Origin of the sequence: Pseudomonas soli (assembly GCF_900110655.1) — a bacterium.
Classification (GTDB): Bacteria; Pseudomonadota; Gammaproteobacteria; order Pseudomonadales; family Pseudomonadaceae; genus Aquipseudomonas; species Aquipseudomonas soli.
Genome location: NZ_FOEQ01000002.1, coordinates 653,495 through 671,557, shown reverse-complemented (window position 1 = coordinate 671,557; position 18,063 = coordinate 653,495). Strand labels below are relative to the sequence as shown.

Here is an 18,063-nt window from a genome sequence, read left to right as displayed (position 1 = left end):
CAGCAGTTGGGCGATATGCCAGGTGAGCACGATATATGAGTTTGAGAGGGGTAGGGGGCAAGGCGATCATCTATGCGGCGGCCAATGGCGTGGGCTCGGGAGCGCAGTTGCTTCTGGTGTTGTATTGCGCCTACATCCTCGCCGGTGAGTCACTTGGTGTTCTGACGCTCTTCATCGCGATGGTCGCCCTCGCCACTCAGGTGCTCGGGCTTGGGCTCACTGCATCTTTCCAGCGAGACTTCTTCACCGCACCGTCGCATTTGCGTCCCGTATTCCTGTCGACGATCGTCTGGGTGGTGGTGCTCGTCGGTTGTGCGCTGATTCTGTTGGCCGCCGGTGCGGGGCTGGCGCTTTACGCCTGGCTGGAGTCACCCGGGTTGCTGGTGGTTGCTTTGCTGGGGGCGCTCGGCCAGGCACTGCAGCAGTTTCTCCTGATCACCTGGCAGTCGGAGGATGCCGCGCTCGACTATGCCAGGTTCTTCCTAGTGTTCTGCGTGGCGCAACTAGGGGTACCGATAGGTCTGATCCATTGGGTTGACATGGGCTGGCAGAGCGCCGTGACCGGCCAGGCGCTGGTGTTCTGCGGCAGCGGCTTGCTGTCGTTGTTGATTCTGCGTCGCAAGGGGTACCTGACCTGCCGCATCGACAAGGATTATCTGCGTCGTTCGCTTGCCTACGGCTTGCCGTTGGTCCCGTACCAGTTGGCCGGCTGGGGCATGGCAATGCTGGATCGGTTCCTTATCACCGCGTTCAGTGGCGTTGCCGTCGCAGGCTACTACGCCCTGGCATTCCAGGTGGCCCAGGTGATCAACATTGCATCCAGTGGTTTCGTCCAGGCCTTCACGCCTTGGCTGTATGCCGCGCTGGGGCGTCAAGATGACCGGCTAAGGCCGCAGATCGGCCGGTTGGTGGCGCTCTACGCCATGGGATTGGCAGTGCTTTGCGGGGTGGGTTATTTGTCATTCAGGGTCTTTGCCGATATCATCGCCCGTCATTCATACCAGCAGGCCATCCTGTATGCGCCCTGGCTGTTCCTGGCCATGTTTTTCAATGGCATGTATCGCATCGTGAGTTGTTTCACGTTGTTCCATGGCAGCACCGGTCGACTGGCGCTGATTACGCTGGGAGTGGCGGTTACCAGCGTGCTCCTGAACGTCACGCTGCTTCCGGTCCATGGTGCGATCGCTTCGGCCTGGATCGTTTCCCTGTCCTTTGGCCTGTTGTTCGGATTGACGCTCCTGACCGAAATGGCAAGGACACGAGTCTGACAAGGGGCGCTTCCATTCATTCCCGGGATTGCCACCTGCCATGAGCCCGGGCAGCAGCGTAGGGCAGTCGAGAGGTAAAACCATGAGCATGGAGTACGTCCTCCTAAAGGACGGCCGGCGCTTTTCGCTTGATGAGCTGCGCTCACGTTATTCGCTGAGTATCTTCCAGGTCGAGCATTTCTACGCCGTTTGCGAATTCATGGCGGCGCGCGAAGCGCTGTCGCCGATCGAGCACAAGGCGCTGGTCAACCTTTACGCATTGAAGTCCTCGCGCGTCAGGAACCTCGCGGCGCTCGCGTACTTCCTGCAGACGGAAGCGGACACTTGCAAGCGTGTTGCCGTCCATGAGGATGGCATCGAAGTATTGCAGGCTTTCGTTCCCCAGCAGTCTCAAGAGCGTGTGTCCCAGGGGCCTTGGCGAGCGAGCTACATCACTCGTGCAACTGTGCTGTTCATCGTGTTCAAGGCTGTCCTGCACAGACTGTTCCGGCTCTTCGACAGGGCTTCCGGCGTCTCGGCGTCGATGGTTCGCGGCTGGGTCGACGTTACCGCGTCGATGTACGGGCAGGAGATGACCGACTCCCGGGTGCGACTCTACCCGTTCCCTTATGGCGTCCTGCGTCAGTGGCGTTTCTTGCGCGACTGTCGGCGACGGGGGCTGGATGTAACCTTGTCCGGGTTGCCCTATGGCGCGCCGAAGGTGCTGCGCATGCTGCTTTCGCGGCAGCCCTCGGCGCGCCTGGTGGTCGCCGCCGAGGTTCAAGCCTACCAGCGATATGCCAACGAGTTGCTGGCCCAGGGCGTCGAACGGGTATATACCAGCGACGAGTTCGAGATCGCCGCTGTGGCGCTGTACGAGACACTGCTCGCCCAAGGCGTGAGCGTGGTCAATACTGCCCATGGCGTCGGGTTGTATGCTCCTTATGTTGCCTACAGCGAGTTTCGCGGTGTGAACTTTGCCCAGGCGGACTTCTATCGCCTGCGCTACCCCTCGCTGCATCCTCAGGTCCGTGCGGGCAAGAACACACGGCTGGGCCTGGGAACTGTTGATGAAGTGCGTGAGCTTCCCCCCTCCATCGTCCTGATCGACCAGAACTTCGCCGATTTTCATTGCCTGGCCGAAGCGCAGGCGCTGAACAGCATCCGCGAAAGCCTGGAACGACTGAGCGTGGATTGTGCGGTGCCGTTGTTCGTCAAGGTGCACCCCAACAGCAAGGACGAGCAGGTCGAGCGTCCGGGGCGGGCGACACTGGCCAGGACCTGGGAGATGCTCGCGGGATATCGGCCGATTTTCGTCACGGTCAATTCGACGGCCTGGTATGACGTCCAGGGCTACGGCCCGGTACTGGTCTGCGATGAGCGGTCTTTCTTCCCGGAAATCTACTTTGGTAGTGATCTGGAGCGTTTCAGGCTCGAAGACCTCGAATCCCGAGTCCAGCCCTTGTTCGACCCTGCCAGGTGGTATGACGCCGCAAAATGCCATGAGCGAAGAGGGGTGTCGCAATCATGAGACGACTTCTGGTGCGCCTGCTGACCTGCTTCCAGTTAGCGCTGTTTTATCGATTCAGACGTGTGGGCAAGCATGTACGCCTGGGGCGGGGACTTTTTGTCCTCCCTCGGCGGGTGAGTATTGGCGACTGGTGTTATATCGGCGCCCGCAGTTATCTCGATGGCGATATCGTGATCGGCAGTTTCACCATGCTGGCCAATAATGTCGCCATCGTCGGTGGCGACCACGCCTACGCCACCCCCGGCGTGACAATGCGTGATGGCGGTCGCGAAGCCTGGAAGCAAACGGTGATCGGGCGCGACGTGTGGATCGGGCATGGGGCGATCATTCTCAATGGTGTGACGATCGGCGATGGCGCGATCGTTGCGGCCGGATCGGTGGTCACTCGTGATGTAGAAAATTTTTCCGTTGTTGCTGGCAACCCTGCTCGGCACATAAAATGGCGTTTTGACCAAGCTGGGCAAACCCTGCATTCAGCGATGTTGGTGAGGAAGACTCAAGGTGTTTAAGTCGAAGAAACTTCTGATTACGGGAGGAACCGGCTCGTTTGGCAATGCCGTTCTCAAGCGTTTCTTGCATACCGATATTGCGGAAATCCGTATTTTCAGCCGTGATGAAAAAAAACAGGATGATTTGCGCAAGCGTTATTCCAGCAGCAAGTTAAAGTTTTATATCGGTGATGTTCGCGACTACCAGAGTGTTCTTGGCGCGACCCGTGGAGTTGACTACATCTTTCACGCGGCGGCGTTGAAACAGGTCCCCTCCTGCGAGTTCCATCCCATGGAGGCGGTCAAGACCAACATCATCGGTACCGAGAACGTGCTCGAGGCCGCGATCCAGAACGGTGTTCGTCGCGTGGTCTGCCTGAGTACCGACAAGGCGGTCTATCCGATCAATGCCATGGGTATCTCCAAGGCCATGATGGAAAAGGTCATGGTTGCCAAGTCCCGTGGCCTCGAAGAAGCGGGCACGGTCATTTGCGGAACCCGCTATGGCAACGTCATGGCGTCCCGTGGCTCGGTCATCCCATTGTTCGTCGAACAACTTCGCCAGGGCCTGCCGCTTTCCATTACCGATCCGGGCATGACCCGTTTCATGATGACCTTGTCCGACGCCGTCGACCTGGTGCTCTATGCGTTCGAGCACGGCAGCAATGGCGACCTGTTCGTGCAGAAGGCGCCTGCGGCGACGGTCCATACCCTGGCCAAGGCCCTGACCGGACTACTCGGCAAACCCGACCACCCGATCAATGTCATCGGTACCCGCCACGGCGAGAAGCTGTTCGAGGCATTGCTCAGTCGCGAGGAGATGGCGTGTGCCGAGGACCGTGGCGGTTATTACCGTATTCCTCCGGACCTGCGCGACCTGAACTACAGCAAGTTCGTCGAACATGGCGAGGAGCGTATCAGCCAGGCGGAAGATTACAACTCACACAATACCCAGCGCCTCGACGTCGCCGGCATGGAGGCGCTGTTGATGAAACTGGAGTTCATTCGTGCGATCCAGCGTGGTGAACACGCTTCGCCCGAGGAGTGATCGCTTGAACGTGTTGATCACCGGCGGCAATGGGTTCATCGGCCGCAACCTACAAAGCCACCTGCACGCACGCAACGACGTCCATATGATCTGTCACGACCGGTGCGTGCCGCAGGCGTTGTTGGCCCAGGTTGCAGCGGCTGACTTCATTTTCCATCTGGCCGGCGTCAACCGGCCGGACGACACCGCCGAGTTCGCCACGGGCAATGCCGACTTCACCTCGCGACTGTGTGACGCGATCCTGGCCTCGGGCAGGCGTATTCCGGTTGTCTACAGCTCGTCGATCCAGGCGCTTGCCGACAATCCCTATGGCCGCAGCAAGCGTTCGGCCGAGCAGGCCCTCGCCGACCTGGCAGCCCGTCAGGGCGGGGCAGTACATGTATTCCGTCTGCCCAACGTCTTCGGCAAGTGGGCGCGCCCGAACTACAACTCGATGGTCGCCACTTTTTGCCACAACATTGCCAATGGCCTGCCCATTCAGATCCATGATGTGAACGCCGTGGTGAACCTGGTCTACATCGACGATGTGGTCAGGCACTTCATCGGCCTGATGGATGGCGTGTTGCCTGACGACCTGGCAGATGAGGTCAAGCCTGTGTACTCCACCACCGTAGGTCAGGTGGCGGAACTGCTGGAGGCCTTCCGCGACAGCCGCTCGACCCTAACCACGGAGGCGGTGGGCACGGGCCTGGCGCGCGCGCTTCACTCCACTTATCTCAGCTACTTGCCCGCGCAAGCCTTCAGCTACGAGCTGCCAGGTTATTCCGACCCGCGTGGAACCTTCGTGGAGATGCTCAAAACCCGGGACTCAGGCCAGTTCGCCTATTTCACCGCGAAGCCCGGGGTCACCCGGGGCGGGCACTACCATCACACCAAGACCGAAAAGTTCCTGGTGATCCGCGGCAGCGCCCGCTTCGGCTTCCGCCACATACAGAGTGGCGAAACCTATGAATTACATACCGATGGGGAAAAGCCCGTGATCGTCGAGACGGTTCCCGGCTGGACCCATGATGTGACCAACATCGGTGACGACGAATTGATCGTGATGCTGTGGGCCAACGAAGTGTTCGACCGCCAGAATCCCGATACCTACGCCATGCCCGTACGCTCCTCCGGCGAATGAGAGGGGCTAAGAGATAGTCATGAAAAAGTTGAAAGTGGTTACGGTCGTCGGCACTCGCCCGGAGATCATCCGCCTGTCGCGCGTCATCCACGCCCTGGACCGTCACTGCGACCATGTCCTGGTGCATACTGGGCAGAACTACGATTACGAGCTGAATGAAATCTTCTTTCAGGACCTGGGCATCCGCAAGCCGGACCACTTCCTGAATGCAGCCGGCAGCAATGGCGTCGAAACCATCGGCAACGTGATCATCGCCGTGGACAAGGTCCTCGAGGTCGTGCGTCCGGAAGCCTTGCTGATCCTCGGTGACACCAACAGTTGCATGGCCGTCATCCCGGCCAAGCGCCGCAAGATCCCGAGTTTCCACATGGAGGCGGGGAATCGTTGCTTCGACATGCGTGTTCCCGAGGAAATCAACCGGCGCATTGTCGACCACACCGCAGACATCAACCTCACTTACAGCGCCATCGCCAGGGATTACCTGCTGGCCGAGGGGCTGCCTGCGGACCGTATAATCAAGACCGGCAGTCCGATGTTCGAGGTGCTCGGGCACTATCGCGAAGGCATCGCCGCCTCGGACGTTCTCGAGCGCCTGGGCTTGAGCGCTGGCGGTTTCATGGTGGTCAGCGTCCATCGCGAAGAGAACATCGACTCCGAGCAGAACTTCCTCAAGCTGGTCGCCATGCTCAATGGCGTCGCCGAGCGCTATGCCATGCCGATCGTGGTGTCCACTCACCCGCGCACACAGAAACGCATCGATGCCCTGGCGGTCGAGTTCCATCCCAATGTGAGGCTGCTCAAGCCGCTGGGCTTCAAGGACTACAACAAGCTGCAACTCGAGGCTTACGCGGTTTTGTCCGACAGTGGCACCATCAGCGAGGAAGCCTCCATCCTGAACTTCCCCGCACTGAACCTTCGCGAGGCGCACGAGCGTCCGGAGGGCATGGAGGAAGCGGTGGTCATGATGGTGGGCGTCGAGCTGGAGCGGGTGCTCCAGGGGCTGGAGATCCTAGCTGGCCAGGCCCGCGGCGAGCAACGTGACCTACGTCTGGTCGCGGATTACAGCATGCCGAATGTTTCCGAAAAAGTAGTCCGGATCCTACATAGCTATACCGACTATGTGAACCGGGTCGTATGGAAGCGGTATTGAGTCGCGCCATGGATGACAACAAGTTGCGTATTCTGGTGGTAACCCAGTACTTCTGGCCCGAAAACATGCGGATCAATGATCTGGTCAGCGATTTTTCCGCGAAGGGGCACGACGTCACCGTTCTCACCGGCCTGCCGAACTACCCGGAAGGTAAGGTCTTCGGAGCTTACGCCCGGGAGCCAGAAAAATTCCGGCGCTATGCCGGCGCGAAAATCATTCGCGTGCCAATGATTTCCCGTGGCAAGCGGGGTTTCCGCCTATTCCTGAATTACCTGTCGTTCTTTACCAGCGCCTCCGTCATCGGTTCCTGGAAGGTGCGCGGGCGTGAGTTCGATGCGATCTTCGTCTTCGCGGTTTCCCCGATCATGGCCGCGATACCGGCCATCGTCATCGGCCGCTTGAAGAAGACGCCGGTGTTCATCTGGATCCTGGACCTGTGGCCGGAAACCCTGCGTGCCGTGAATGTGGTGCGCAACCCGAAGGTGCTGGGTGTCGTGGGCAAGTTGGTGTCCTGGATCTACAACCGAGCCGACTACCTGCTGCTGCAGTCCCACGGCTTTTTCGAAAGTGTCAGGGAGAATTGCACCCGCAGCATCGCCAGCGAGCGCCTGGTGTATTTCCCCAGTTGGGCGGAAGACGAGTTTTCCAACGCGCTGCCTGACACCAAGGCACTGATCGACAGCGATCCTTCCACCTTCACCGTGGTGTTCGCCGGCAATCTGGGCGAAGCGCAAGATTTTCCGGCGATCCTCGATGCCGTGGAGATGCTCCGTGGACAGGTTTCCGTGCGCTGGGTGATCGTGGGTGACGGTAGGGTCAGTGGCTGGCTCGCCGAACAGGTGAAACTGCGTTCGTTGAATAACGTCCATCTGCTTGGCCGTCACCCGCTGGAAGCCATGCCCGGGCTGTTCGCGCGTGCTGATGCACTACTGGTTTCGCTGAAGACTAACAGCGTTTTCGAAAAGACCATTCCAGGCAAGGTCCAGGCCTATCTCGCATCCGGGCGACCGGTGCTGGCAATGATCAATGGCGAAGCGGCTCGAGTGATCAACGAGTCCGGCGCGGGCCTGGCCTGTGCGTCCGGCGACTGGCGGGGACTGGCCGAGATCACCCGGACCCTGGCGCAAAGCTCGACTGAGCAACGGCAAGCGATGGGCATGGCAGGTAAGGACTACTACCAGGCCAATTACTCCAAGCCGGCGCTGCTTTCCCGTCTGGAGGAGTTGTTCCGGGTTGCCACGCTGCGCAGGCGCACGCAATGACGGCCGGAACGGTTTTTTTGACCGGAGCCAGCGGCTTCGTCGGCCAGGCATTGCTGCGCCGCCTGCTTGATGATGGCGTTGCGGTGACGGCTGCCGTGCGCGACGGGGGCACCGTAACGGACCCGCGGGCTGACCGCTTCGTCTTCGCCAGCCTGACGGACGACAGTGACTGGCAGGCCGGGCTCGCCGGGCGTGAGGTGCTTATACATGCCGCGGCCCGGGTGCACGTGATGAATGATCGCGAGGCGGATCCGCTGGCCGCGTTCCGCCGTGTCAACGTCGACGGCACGCTGGCGCTGGCGCATGCAGCCGTCGCGGCGGGGGTCAAGCGCTTCATTTTCATCAGTTCGATCAAGGTCAATGGCGAAAGTACCAGCAACCGCGGGCCCTATTGTGCGGATGATGTGCCGGCCCCCCGGGATCCCTATGGCATCTCCAAGCTGGAGGCAGAGCAGGCCCTGCTTGCATTGGGGCGCGAGAGTGGTCTAGAGATCGTGATCATCCGGCCGGTGCTGGTCTATGGCCCGGGGGTCAAGGCCAACTTCCGTGCCATGATGCGCTGGGTGAATAGAGGGCTGCCCCTGCCCCTGGGCCTGATCGACAACCGTCGCAGTCTGGTGGCGCTGGACAACTTGGTCGATCTCATCGCCACCTGCCGGTTGCACCCTGCTGCTGCTGGCGAGGTATTCCTGGTGAGCGATGGAGAGGATCTTTCCACTTCTGCGCTGTTGCGGCGCATGGCTGCTGCCTTGGGCAAGCCCTCGCGGTTATTGCCGGTCCCCGTCGCGTGCCTGCGCCTGGGTGCTTCACTGCTGGGTAAGCGCGGCGTGGCCGAGCGCCTGTGTGGTTCGTTGCAGGTCGATATCGACAAGACCCTCGATCTGCTCGACTGGACGCCCCCTCTTGCGGTCGATGAGGCATTAAAGGTCACCGCGCGACAGCTTCAGGATGGTTCTCGTTGATGAGCGTTTTCTGGTTTGGTCCTATTGTATTGATTCTCTCCTTTGGCATGACCGGCGTATTGCGTCGCTATGCCCTGGAAAAGAGCATCATGGATATTCCCAATGCGCGAAGTTCGCATTCGGTCCCCACGCCTAGAGGCGGTGGCGTAGCCATCGTGCTGGCCTTCCTGGTGTCCTTGCTCTCGCTGGCGATCGCTGGTTTCGCCGATACCGCGACCCTGCTTGCCTGTGCGGGGGCAGGCGGGCTGATCGCCATCGTCGGCTTCATGGACGATCATGGGCACATCGCTGCCCGCTGGCGCCTGCTGTCCCATTTTGCCGCCGCCGCATGGTCCCTGATCTGCCTGGGGGGCATGGCACCGCTGCAGTTCTGGGGCATGCAGGTCGATCTTGGCTGGTTGGGAGCGCTACTGGCCGCAGTCTATCTGGTATGGCTTCTCAATCTGTACAACTTCATGGATGGCATCGACGGCATCGCCAGCGTCGAGGCGATCACGGCCTGCCTTGGTGCCAGCCTGCTATATGCGGTGGCGGGCCACGCCGGGCTGATGGTGCTGCCGTTGATGCTGGCTGCAGCCACCGCCGGGTTCCTTGTGTGGAATTTCCCGCCGGCACGGATCTTCATGGGAGATGCCGGGAGTGGCTTCCTTGGCATCATCCTCGGTATCTTCTCGATCCAGGCGGCCTGGGCGTCGCCCGTACTGTTCTGGGGCTGGCTGATCCTGCTGGGGACATTCATCGTCGACGCCACCTTCACTCTCCTGCGTCGGCTGGCGCGGGGGGACAAGGTCTACGAGGCTCATCGCAGTCATGCCTATCAGTTCGCTTCGCGACGGAATGGCCGGCATCTGCCCGTGACCCTGGCGGTGGCGGCGTTGAACGTGTTCTGGCTGCTGCCCGTGGCCTTGAGCGTGGTGGCCGGGCTCGTGGATGGCGTTGTCGGCTTGTTGATAGGGTATGCGCCCCTGCTGGTGCTGGCGGTGCGTTACCGCGCAGGAGCCTTGGAGCGCAACGGAGCATAGCCGGTGATCGAGGCAATGCCTCTGTCAGGTAACTATCTGCTGTATAGGAAAATCATGGATAACTTCAGGTCATGGCTGTTGAGCCTGTCCCATAGGCAGAAGCGCGGTTTGCAGGTCTTCGCCGATTTGATCCTGGTCTGGTTCGCGCTATTGATGGCGTTCGTGGTCCGCTTGGGAATCGAAGTGGGCGTGAGCCCGGTATTCGATCACGCCTGGCTTTTCGTCTGCGCTCCCGCGCTGGCACTGCCGATCTTTGCCTGGTTCGGCATGTACCGCGCCGTGACGCGTTTCCTCGGAAACGATGCGCTGGTTTCGATCTTCAAGGCGGTCAGCCTGGCATCCTTGATGCTTGGCGTCGTGATCTACTGGTATAGCAATCATCAAACACTGGTGCCCCGTTCCATTATCTTCAATTACTGGTGGTTGATGCTGGTCATGGTTGGTGGGTTGCGGCTCGCGGTGCGCCAGTACTTCCTCGGCGACTGGGCGGGTGCGGGTTTGTCCATGCCATTCGTGACCCGCACCAGTGACCTGCCCAAGGTTGCCATCTACGGCGCTGGCGCAGCGGGCAACCAGCTGGTCGCCGCCTTGCGAATGAGTCGGGTGATGGTACCCGTGGCGTTCATCGACGATGACCCGGGTATCGCCAATCGGGTGATCTCTGGCCTGCCAGTGTACAAGCCAAGCCATATTCGCCGGATGATCGGCCTCACGGGTGCTGAGGAAGTACTCTTGGCCATTCCTTCCGCCAGCCGCTCAAGGCGCCGGGAAATCCTCGGCTACCTCGAGAGCCTGGCGGTGCATGTGCGCAGTATTCCGGGGTTCATGGACTTGGCCAGTGGTCGGGTCAAAGTGGACGACCTGCAGGAAGTGGATATCGCCGACCTGCTCGGACGTGACTCGGTACCGGCCCAGAGTGAGCTGCTCGAGCGCTGCGTGACCGGGCAGCGGGTCATGATCACCGGTGCGGGTGGCTCCATCGGATCGGAACTGTCCCGCCAGATTCTCGCGCTCAAGCCGGAGCTGCTGCTGCTGTTCGAACACAGCGAGTTCAATCTCTACAGCATCCTGTCGGAGCTGGAGCGGCAACTGCCATTGAGCTCCCCGCGTACGCAGCTTCTGCCTGTTCTCGGCTCGGTACGCAACCAGGCACAGATGCATCACCTGATGAGCCGCTGGAAGATCGACACCGTCTACCATGCCGCCGCGTACAAGCACGTACCCATGGTCGAGCACAACATTGCCGAAGGTCTCTACAACAACGTGATCGGTACGCTGGCCACCGCCCAGGCGGCGTTGAGCGCACAGGTTGCGAATTTCGTGCTGGTATCGACGGACAAGGCGGTCCGACCGACCAATGTCATGGGTAGCAGCAAGCGCCTGGCGGAAATGATCCTGCAAGCCTTGAGCAAGGAGATTGCTCCGGTCCTCTTCGACGATCCGGACAACGTCGCGAGGGTCAACAAGACCCGTTTCACGATGGTGCGCTTCGGTAACGTGCTGGGGTCCTCGGGCTCGGTGATCCCCTTGTTCCACAAGCAGATCAAGGCTGGCGGGCCGCTCACCGTTACCCACCCCAATATCACCCGCTACTTCATGACTATCCCCGAGGCTGCCCAGTTGGTGATTCAGGCGGGATCGATGGGGCAGGGCGGCGATGTATTCGTGCTGGATATGGGGGAGCCGGTCAAGATTGCCGAACTGGCGGAAAAGATGATCCACCTGTCCGGGCTAAGCGTGCGCTCGGCCGATAATCCCGGCGGTGACATCGCCATTGAATTCACCGGATTGCGCCACGGCGAGAAATTGTACGAAGAACTGCTGATCGGCGACAACGTGGCAGACACCCTGCATCCGATGATCCTGGCGGCCAATGAGGACCACTTGGCCTGGGACTCGCTCAAGACTTTCCTGGCGAGCTTGCTGCGAGCCCTGGGTGAAGATGATTACGATCAGGTACGGGACATGCTGCGAGGTTCTGTCAGCGGGTACATGCCGGAAGGCGGAATCGTCGACTGGATCTATCTACATCATCATTCCGAGTCGTGACAGCGCGTCGCCAGCTCATGACCGGGTATCGTGGATGGTCTGACCTGGCAGTTCCACTGCAGTGAGGTGCCCGTCTGCGAACGAGCAGCCCGTATCGACATAGACGACATTCCCCAGGCGAGACACCGCGGCTACGGTAGAGTGGCCAACGTACAGCGTTTTAACACCAGCAACGGGCTTATCCTGCATGCCATTTATGCGACCCCTGGCGTAGACGGCCTGTTTAAGCGCATGGTCATGGCCTTGTTGCTGGGGGGTTTCCAATAGCGCCATGGCGTCGTCCCAGCTCATGTTCTCTTCCCAGTACGGTGATTCGGCGTGGATCACGCCGATACGCTGCCCGCCCGGCAGGGCGATTTCCAGGGCAACCGGCATGCGCTGGATGGCTTGATGAATCAGGCGTTGTCGAGCGTCCGGCAGCCGATAGAACCAGTCGCCACCGTTGCGGCTATGACGTGGCGCATCCCCGGTGCCGGCAAAGTGATCCAGCACCATCTGCTCATGGTTACCGCGCACTGAAAATAACCAGCTCTGTGCCAGCCAATCGATCACGGCATCGGAGTAGGGACCGCGATCCACCAAGTCGCCGGTACACAGCACTCGGTCCACTTCCGGATTGAATCCGACCTTTTCAAGCAAGGCCCCAAGTATCTCGAAATGCCCGTGCACGTCGCCCACGACAAAGTCCCTGCCGTTCAGGTTGGCAGGCAGGCGCAGCACTGTTGGAGCGGGAACGGGCTGTTCAGGGGCGGGCGTGAAGGCCGTGGAAGGGGTATTGGACATGGATGCGGCGCAGGGAGCGTCAGAGGGATAAAGATTTAGCTTTTAACACAAATCATGGGTACATCGCACCTGCCACATGATGGTAGACACGTCTTGTGTAGCGTGATGGCTATTTGTAAGCTTTTTCATGCCACTGTTATGGCTATCTGCTAGTCTCCGTGCCATCATGCTGTGCTTCAAGTACTTGCCTGCCGGGGTCGGCCACTCGGTCGGGTAACTTCATGCGCACATTTTGTGCATCTGGGGATGGGGGCAGTTGTTTTGAACGGTTTCGAATTCATGAGCAAGGTGAGATTCGCTCGTCTCCCTGTGCTCGCTACATTGGTGCTGACCCAATTCTTCTGCATCGTTGGTGGTGCTGCCAGTTACTGGGACGTTTCCTGGTTGTTGGCGGTTCCGGTGGGAGCCCTGTATTTCTTCATCGTGCGCAAGCACATTTTCAACTGCTTCGTCGCCGTTGCTGGCGCCTATTTCGGCCTCGGCATGGAATGGCCCATGGCTGTCGCGGCGTTGTTCGGCCTCTACGCACTGCTGCATATCATTAGTGCGGTAGCCAGTTCGATGCAGGAATTCGCGATCTAGCGCCTGATTCCACACTTGCTGTAACATCATGAAGCCCGGCGAAAGTCGGGTTTTTTGTTGGTGTTCTCCCCGGATCCTTGGCCTTGCATGGATCCGGTCAAATCTGGAAATGCTTGAAGGGCACGCCTGCACTTTCGCCAGGCTCGGCAATTGGCTAGCTTTATTCCCGCAACGAGGGAAACGTTGCTTGCCGAGTCTGAAACTAAAGGAGTGTCCCTGATGAGAAAAAAACTGCTGTCCTGTCTGCTGCTGCCGATTTTCGCCTCGCTGTCCCTGTCTCTCCACGCCGCACCGGCCACGCCGTCTGCAGCCAGCACCCCGACGCCACTGGTCGTCGCGAATCAGGTTACTGGCGATTCCGCCAAGGTGGACATCAACACGGCCAGTGCGAGCCTGTTGCATCAAGCCTTGCAGGGCATCGGCAAGACCAAGGCCGAAGCTATCGTGGCCTACCGGGAAGAGCATGGTAACTTCGCATCCGTTGACGAACTGCTGGAAGTGAAGGGTATCGGCTCTCTCCTTCTGGAGCGCAATCGCGACAAGCTGACAGTGAACTGACAGCACAAGTACAAGGCCGGTTCCACTGACCGGCCTTTTTCTGTCCATCTTCAGCGGTCTTGCGCTTCCTTGGCATCCATCTCTGCATTGCGTTCGTGAACCCTTCTCAACTGTTCTTCCGTCAGTGGCAATTTCTTCGCGGTATCCCGCAGCAGCATCAGTCCTCCAACGATGGAGCCAATCGCTACCAACAGAATCAACCAGGCATACCAGGGCATGGCGCTCTCCTTCATACGGCGTGTAGGCCGTACCTGTATTATCGAGTAAAACTTGGCGACTTTGGTTCAATTATAGGGCTGTAATGATCGCCGGTTAATTCGCGATCACACCTTCCCCCGCTGCGCTCCCGCATCGTTTACAATGCGCGCCGTTTACGACTTGCCAAGAGACCCTGCCCATGTCCGCCTGCCAGACGCCCCTGATCGTCGCCCTGGATTTCCCCACCCGTGACGCCGCCCTGAAGCTGGCCGACCAGCTCGACCCCGCCCTGTGCCGGGTCAAGGTGGGCAAGGAACTGTTCACCAGCAGCGCCGCGGGCATCGTCGAAACCCTGTGCAGCAAGGGCTTCGAAGTGTTCCTCGACCTCAAGTTCCACGATATCCCCAACACCACCGCCATGGCGGTCAAGGCCGCGGCCGAGATGGGCGTGTGGATGGTCAATGTGCACTGCTCCGGTGGCCTGCGCATGATGTCGGCCTGCCGCGAAGAGCTAGCCAAGCGCAGCGGTCCACAGCCGCTGCTGATCGGCGTGACCGTGCTGACCAGCATGGAGCGTGAGGATCTGGCCGGTATCGGCCTGGATGTCGACCCGCAGGAGCAGGTGCTGCGCCTGGCGGCGCTGGCGCAGAAGGCCGGCATGGACGGCCTGGTGTGCTCGGCGCTGGAGGCTCCGGCACTGAAGGCGGCGCATCCGTCGCTGCAACTGGTGACCCCGGGTATCCGCCCGGCAGGCAGTGCCCAGGACGACCAGCGCCGGATCCTGACCCCCCGCCAGGCACTGGACGCCGGTTCCGACTACCTGGTGATCGGGCGTCCGATCAGCCAGGCGGCGGACCCAGCCCAGGCGTTGGCTGCTGTGGTGGCTGAGATTCGCGGTTGATTCGAGAGGCCGCGAGTGTGGGCTGCGCGTGAGCGCAGCCCGCAATGATCAGACTTTCAGCACCAGCTTGCCGAAGTTCTCCCCGCTGAACAGCTTGAGCAGCGTCTCGGGGAAGGTTTCCAGCCCTTCCACCACATCTTCCTTGCTCTTCACCTTGCCACTGGCCAACCAGCCGGCCATTTCCTGCGCGGCCTTGCCGTACTCCTTGACGTAGTCCATCACCACGAAGCCTTCCATGCGCGCGCGGTTGACCAGCAGCGCCAGGTAGTTGGCCGGGCCCTTGACCGCTTCCTTGTTGTTGTATTGGCTGATGGCGCCGCAGATCACCACCCGGGCCTTGAAGTTCAGGCGCGACAGCACCGCGTCGAGGATGTCGCCGCCGACGTTGTCGAAGTACACATCCACGCCCTTGGGACATTCGCGCTTGAGCCCGGCGAGCACGTCTTCGGCCTTGTAGTCGATGACCCCGTCGAAGCCCAGTTCATCCAGCAGGTACTGACACTTCTGCGCGCCACCGGCAATGCCGACCACGCGGCAACCCTTGAGCTTGGCGATCTGCCCGGCAATGCTGCCGACCGCGCCGGCGGCGCCGGAGATCACCACGGTTTCGCCGGCTTTGGGCTGGCCGACATCGAGCAGGGCGAAGTAGGCGGTCATGCCGGTCATGCCCAGTGCCGACAGGTAGCGCGGCAAGGGGGCCAGGCGCGGGTCGATCTTGTGCAGGCCCTGGGGTTCTCCGGTGAAGTAGTCCTGCACGCCGAGGGCGCCGCTGACATGGTCGCCGGGCTTGTAGTCCGGGTGCTTGGAGCTGACCACTTCGCCCACGCCGAGTGCGCGCATCACATGGCCCAGGCCCACCGGGGGGATATACGACTTGCCTTCGTTCATCCAGCCGCGCATGGCGGGGTCCAGGGACAGGTAGAGGTTTTTCACCAGCACCTGGCCTTCGCCTGGCTCGTTGGCAGGGGCCTGCTCATAGGTGAAGTCGTCACGGCGCACGGCGCCGACCGGGCGCTTGGTCAGCAGGAAACGGCGGTTGGTGTGGGGCATGGCGAGTTCTCCTGAACGAGTGTGAGGGGGGATGATCGGCGGGTTGAATGGGCCGCGTCACGCAAGATCACCGCGAACGATAGTAGTCCAACCGTGCCCTTGATGATGCTGCCCAGCCCTGCATTGCCGTGACTAGACTCGGCCACGACTTCCCATCCTTTTGCAGGAGCCAGTGATGAGCATGACTTTCTCCGGCCAGGTTGCCCTGGTCACCGGTGGCGCAGCGGGTATCGGCCGGGCGACGGCCCAGGCGTTTGCCGCCGAGGGGCTCAAGGTGGTGGTGGCCGACCTTGATGCGAATGGTGGCGAAGCCACCGTTGCGCTGATCCGCCAGAGTGGTGGTGAAGCGTTGTTCATCGCCTGCGACGTTACCCGTGATAAAGATGTGCGGCAATTGCACGAGCAGGTCATCAAGGCCTATGGCCGGCTCGACTACGCCTTCAACAATGCCGGCATCGAAATCGAGAAGGGGCGGTTGGCGGAGGGCAGCGAGGCGGAGTTCGACGCGATCATGGGCGTCAACGTCAAGGGCGTCTGGCTGTGCATGAAGTATCAACTGCCCCTGCTGCTGGCCCAAGGCGGTGGCGCTATCGTCAACACGGCCTCGGTGGCCGGCCTGTCGGCGGCGCCAAAGATGAGCATCTATGCGGCGTCCAAGCATGCGGTGATTGGCCTGACCAAGTCGGCGGCCATCGAGTACGCGAAGAAGGGCGTCCGGGTTAACGCGGTGTGCCCGGCGGTGATCGATACCGACATGTTTCGCCGCGCCTACGAGGCCGACCCGCGCAAGGCCGAGTTCGCTGCGGCGATGCACCCGGTCGGGCGCATCGGCAAGGTCGAGGAGATCGCCAGCGCGGTGCTGTACCTGTGCAGCGATGGCGCGGCCTTCACGACGGGGCACAGCCTGACGGTCGACGGGGGCGCGCTGGCGATCTGACCGAGGCCAGCCACAGGGCCAGCGCCACCGCCGCGCAGCCCAGCAGCAACACACCACCAAATACGATCAAGGCCAGCCGCGGCCCCAGCCGATCACTGAGCAGCCCGGTAAAGATCACCGGCAGGCTGAACCCCAGGTAGGCCAGCAGGAAGAACCCGGCACTGGCCCGGGTTTTTTCTTGGCCGGCCAACTTGTTCACCGCCGCCAGCCCGCCCAGGTAGATAAAGCCATAACAGGCGCTGCTGGCGGCCACGGCGCCCAGCAAAACGCCCGCCAGGTTGCCGCTGTCGGCGCCCCAGGCCAGCAGCGCGTAGCTGCACGGCAGGATCAGCAGCCCGAGCAAGGTCGCCCGGGCACTGGCCATGCGCCGGGCCAGCGGCTGGAACAGCAAGCCGCAGCTGATCACGCAGAAGATCGAGAACCCCGACCAGGCGCTCAGACCGTGCTGGCGCAGGATTCCCGGCAGCAAGGCGATGACCAGCCCGACACAGGCCCAGGCCAGCAGGATCGCCAGGCCATAGGCCAGGCTGCCGCTGGGATAGTAGGGCAGGCGCAGCATGGCGCTGCTTTGCGTCGGGTGTGGGTCTGGCAAGCGCCAGACCAGCACCAGGGCCGCGGCGGCCAGTATCAGCTGCAAATGGAAACTGCCCGGAGTGAGTGTCGGCCCGCGCAGCAGGCACAGGCTGGTCAGCGCCGCGCCCAGGCCAAAACCCAGGGAGGTGCTGGCGGTGACCCAGGTCGCGGCGCGGTCACTTTCACCGGGTGCCATCAGCTCGCTCATGTAGGCGGTGGCCGTGGCCGAGGCCAGGCCGGTGCCCAGGCCCAGGAACAAGCGCGCCACGCCCAGGGAGGCCAGGCTGGGGGACAGCAGCATGATCAAGGTGGCGATCATCGACAGGGCGAGTGCGACCAGGATCAACGGGCGTCGCCCGACCCGGTCGGCCAGGGCGCCGAGGGCCAGCAGCACTGGCAATACACCGAGCACGTAGCCGGAGAAAGCCACGGCGGTCGCCGCGGCGCCTTGCCCGGAGAGGTCGGCGTAGGTGATGTACAGCGGGGCCTGGAGATTGACGGCGAGGGTGATCAGGCACAGGGCGAAGGCCAGCAGGGCCGGGGCGTGGCGAGTGGGCATGGATGGTTTCCGCAGGATCGATTGCGTCAGCATCGGCCCT

17 protein-coding genes and 2 pseudogenes are annotated in these 18,063 nt (G+C 61.2%); 15 read left to right on the top strand and 4 right to left on the bottom strand.

What is annotated here, in order from left to right:
* The first annotated feature begins 35 nt into the window (after positions 1 to 35).
* The 11 genes and pseudogenes from BMY03_RS07705 (at position 36) to BMY03_RS07660 (ending at position 11,882) form a co-directional block, all read left to right on the top strand.
* Positions 36 to 1,268 (top strand): lipopolysaccharide biosynthesis protein, encoded by a 1,233-nt coding sequence (locus tag BMY03_RS07705; protein WP_094010708.1) that lies wholly within the window; start codon positions 36 to 38, stop codon positions 1,266 to 1,268.
* A gap of 82 nt (positions 1,269 to 1,350) precedes the next feature.
* Positions 1,351 to 2,778: a hypothetical protein gene (locus tag BMY03_RS07700; RefSeq protein WP_094010707.1), complete on the top strand. Its 1,428-nt coding sequence runs from the start codon at positions 1,351 to 1,353 to the stop codon at positions 2,776 to 2,778.
* Positions 2,775 to 2,978 (top strand): annotated as a pseudogene (locus BMY03_RS26945) (acyltransferase); the annotation flags it as partial. The gene BMY03_RS07700 and the pseudogene BMY03_RS26945, both read left to right, overlap by 4 nt.
* A gap of 84 nt (positions 2,979 to 3,062) precedes the next feature.
* A pseudogene (locus BMY03_RS26940) lies at positions 3,063 to 3,227 on the top strand (DapH/DapD/GlmU-related protein); the annotation flags it as partial.
* Between the two features lie 52 nt (positions 3,228 to 3,279).
* On the top strand, positions 3,280 to 4,314 hold the full coding sequence (locus tag BMY03_RS07690; RefSeq protein ID WP_094010705.1) for a polysaccharide biosynthesis protein: 1,035 nt from the start codon (positions 3,280 to 3,282) through the stop codon (positions 4,312 to 4,314).
* Positions 4,315 to 4,318: 4 nt separating this feature from the next.
* The gene (gene wbjC, locus BMY03_RS07685) at positions 4,319 to 5,437 is read left to right on the top strand and encodes a UDP-2-acetamido-2,6-beta-L-arabino-hexul-4-ose reductase (RefSeq protein WP_094010704.1); all 1,119 of its coding nucleotides are present in this window, start codon (positions 4,319 to 4,321) and stop codon (positions 5,435 to 5,437) included.
* A gap of 19 nt (positions 5,438 to 5,456) precedes the next feature.
* Positions 5,457 to 6,587 carry a non-hydrolyzing UDP-N-acetylglucosamine 2-epimerase gene (wecB, locus tag BMY03_RS07680; RefSeq protein WP_094010703.1) on the top strand — a complete coding sequence of 377 codons (1,131 nt, stop codon included), beginning with the start codon at positions 5,457 to 5,459 and terminating at the stop codon, positions 6,585 to 6,587.
* Positions 6,588 to 6,595: 8 nt separating this feature from the next.
* Positions 6,596 to 7,849 (top strand): glycosyltransferase family 4 protein, encoded by a 1,254-nt coding sequence (locus BMY03_RS07675; RefSeq protein WP_094010702.1) that lies wholly within the window; start codon positions 6,596 to 6,598, stop codon positions 7,847 to 7,849.
* A complete protein-coding gene (locus BMY03_RS07670) occupies positions 7,846 to 8,811 on the top strand; it encodes a UDP-glucose 4-epimerase family protein (protein ID WP_094010701.1) in 966 nt (321 codons plus the stop codon). The genes BMY03_RS07675 and BMY03_RS07670 overlap by 4 nt, the downstream gene beginning before the upstream one ends.
* Complete coding sequence (locus BMY03_RS07665) at positions 8,811 to 9,833, top strand: MraY family glycosyltransferase (RefSeq protein WP_094010700.1); 1,023 nt, start codon at positions 8,811 to 8,813, stop codon at positions 9,831 to 9,833. The genes BMY03_RS07670 and BMY03_RS07665 overlap by 1 nt, the downstream gene beginning before the upstream one ends.
* Before the next feature lie 54 nt (positions 9,834 to 9,887).
* Positions 9,888 to 11,882, top strand: coding sequence for a polysaccharide biosynthesis protein (locus BMY03_RS07660; protein ID WP_094010699.1), 1,995 nt, complete (start codon positions 9,888 to 9,890; stop codon positions 11,880 to 11,882).
* 15 nt (positions 11,883 to 11,897) lie between these two features.
* Here the strand turns inward: BMY03_RS07660 and BMY03_RS07655 are convergent, their stop codons facing one another.
* On the bottom strand, positions 11,898 to 12,665 hold the full coding sequence (locus BMY03_RS07655) for a metallophosphoesterase (protein ID WP_094010698.1): 768 nt from the start codon (positions 12,663 to 12,665) through the stop codon (positions 11,898 to 11,900).
* Between the two features lie 279 nt (positions 12,666 to 12,944).
* Here BMY03_RS07655 and BMY03_RS07650 point away from each other — a divergent pair, with 279 nt between their 5' ends.
* The gene (locus tag BMY03_RS07650) at positions 12,945 to 13,247 is read left to right on the top strand and encodes a hypothetical protein (RefSeq protein WP_143067531.1); all 303 of its coding nucleotides are present in this window, start codon (positions 12,945 to 12,947) and stop codon (positions 13,245 to 13,247) included.
* A 219-nt stretch (positions 13,248 to 13,466) separates the two neighbouring features.
* Positions 13,467 to 13,805: a ComEA family DNA-binding protein gene (locus tag BMY03_RS07645; RefSeq protein WP_094010696.1), complete on the top strand. Its 339-nt coding sequence runs from the start codon at positions 13,467 to 13,469 to the stop codon at positions 13,803 to 13,805.
* A gap of 50 nt (positions 13,806 to 13,855) precedes the next feature.
* Here BMY03_RS07645 and BMY03_RS07640 read toward each other — a convergent pair whose 3' ends face one another.
* Complete coding sequence (locus BMY03_RS07640; protein ID WP_094010695.1) at positions 13,856 to 14,023, bottom strand: DUF2897 family protein; 168 nt, start codon at positions 14,021 to 14,023, stop codon at positions 13,856 to 13,858.
* A 179-nt stretch (positions 14,024 to 14,202) separates the two neighbouring features.
* Between BMY03_RS07640 and pyrF the strand changes: the two genes are divergently transcribed.
* Positions 14,203 to 14,904, top strand: coding sequence for an orotidine-5'-phosphate decarboxylase (gene pyrF / locus BMY03_RS07635; RefSeq protein ID WP_094010694.1), 702 nt, complete (start codon positions 14,203 to 14,205; stop codon positions 14,902 to 14,904).
* 48 nt (positions 14,905 to 14,952) lie between these two features.
* Here the strand turns inward: pyrF and BMY03_RS07630 are convergent, their stop codons facing one another.
* Positions 14,953 to 15,954, bottom strand: a complete 1,002-nt coding sequence (locus BMY03_RS07630) for an NADP-dependent oxidoreductase (RefSeq protein ID WP_094010693.1) — start codon at positions 15,952 to 15,954, stop codon at positions 14,953 to 14,955.
* 175 nt (positions 15,955 to 16,129) lie between these two features.
* Here BMY03_RS07630 and BMY03_RS07625 point away from each other — a divergent pair, with 175 nt between their 5' ends.
* Positions 16,130 to 16,891: an SDR family oxidoreductase gene (locus BMY03_RS07625; protein WP_094010692.1), complete on the top strand. Its 762-nt coding sequence runs from the start codon at positions 16,130 to 16,132 to the stop codon at positions 16,889 to 16,891.
* Here the strand turns inward: BMY03_RS07625 and BMY03_RS07620 are convergent.
* Complete coding sequence (locus BMY03_RS07620; protein ID WP_094010691.1) at positions 16,842 to 18,023, bottom strand: MFS transporter; 1,182 nt, start codon at positions 18,021 to 18,023, stop codon at positions 16,842 to 16,844. The two genes, BMY03_RS07625 and BMY03_RS07620, sit on opposite strands and share 50 nt — an antisense overlap.
* Between the last annotated feature and the right edge of the window lie 40 nt (positions 18,024 to 18,063).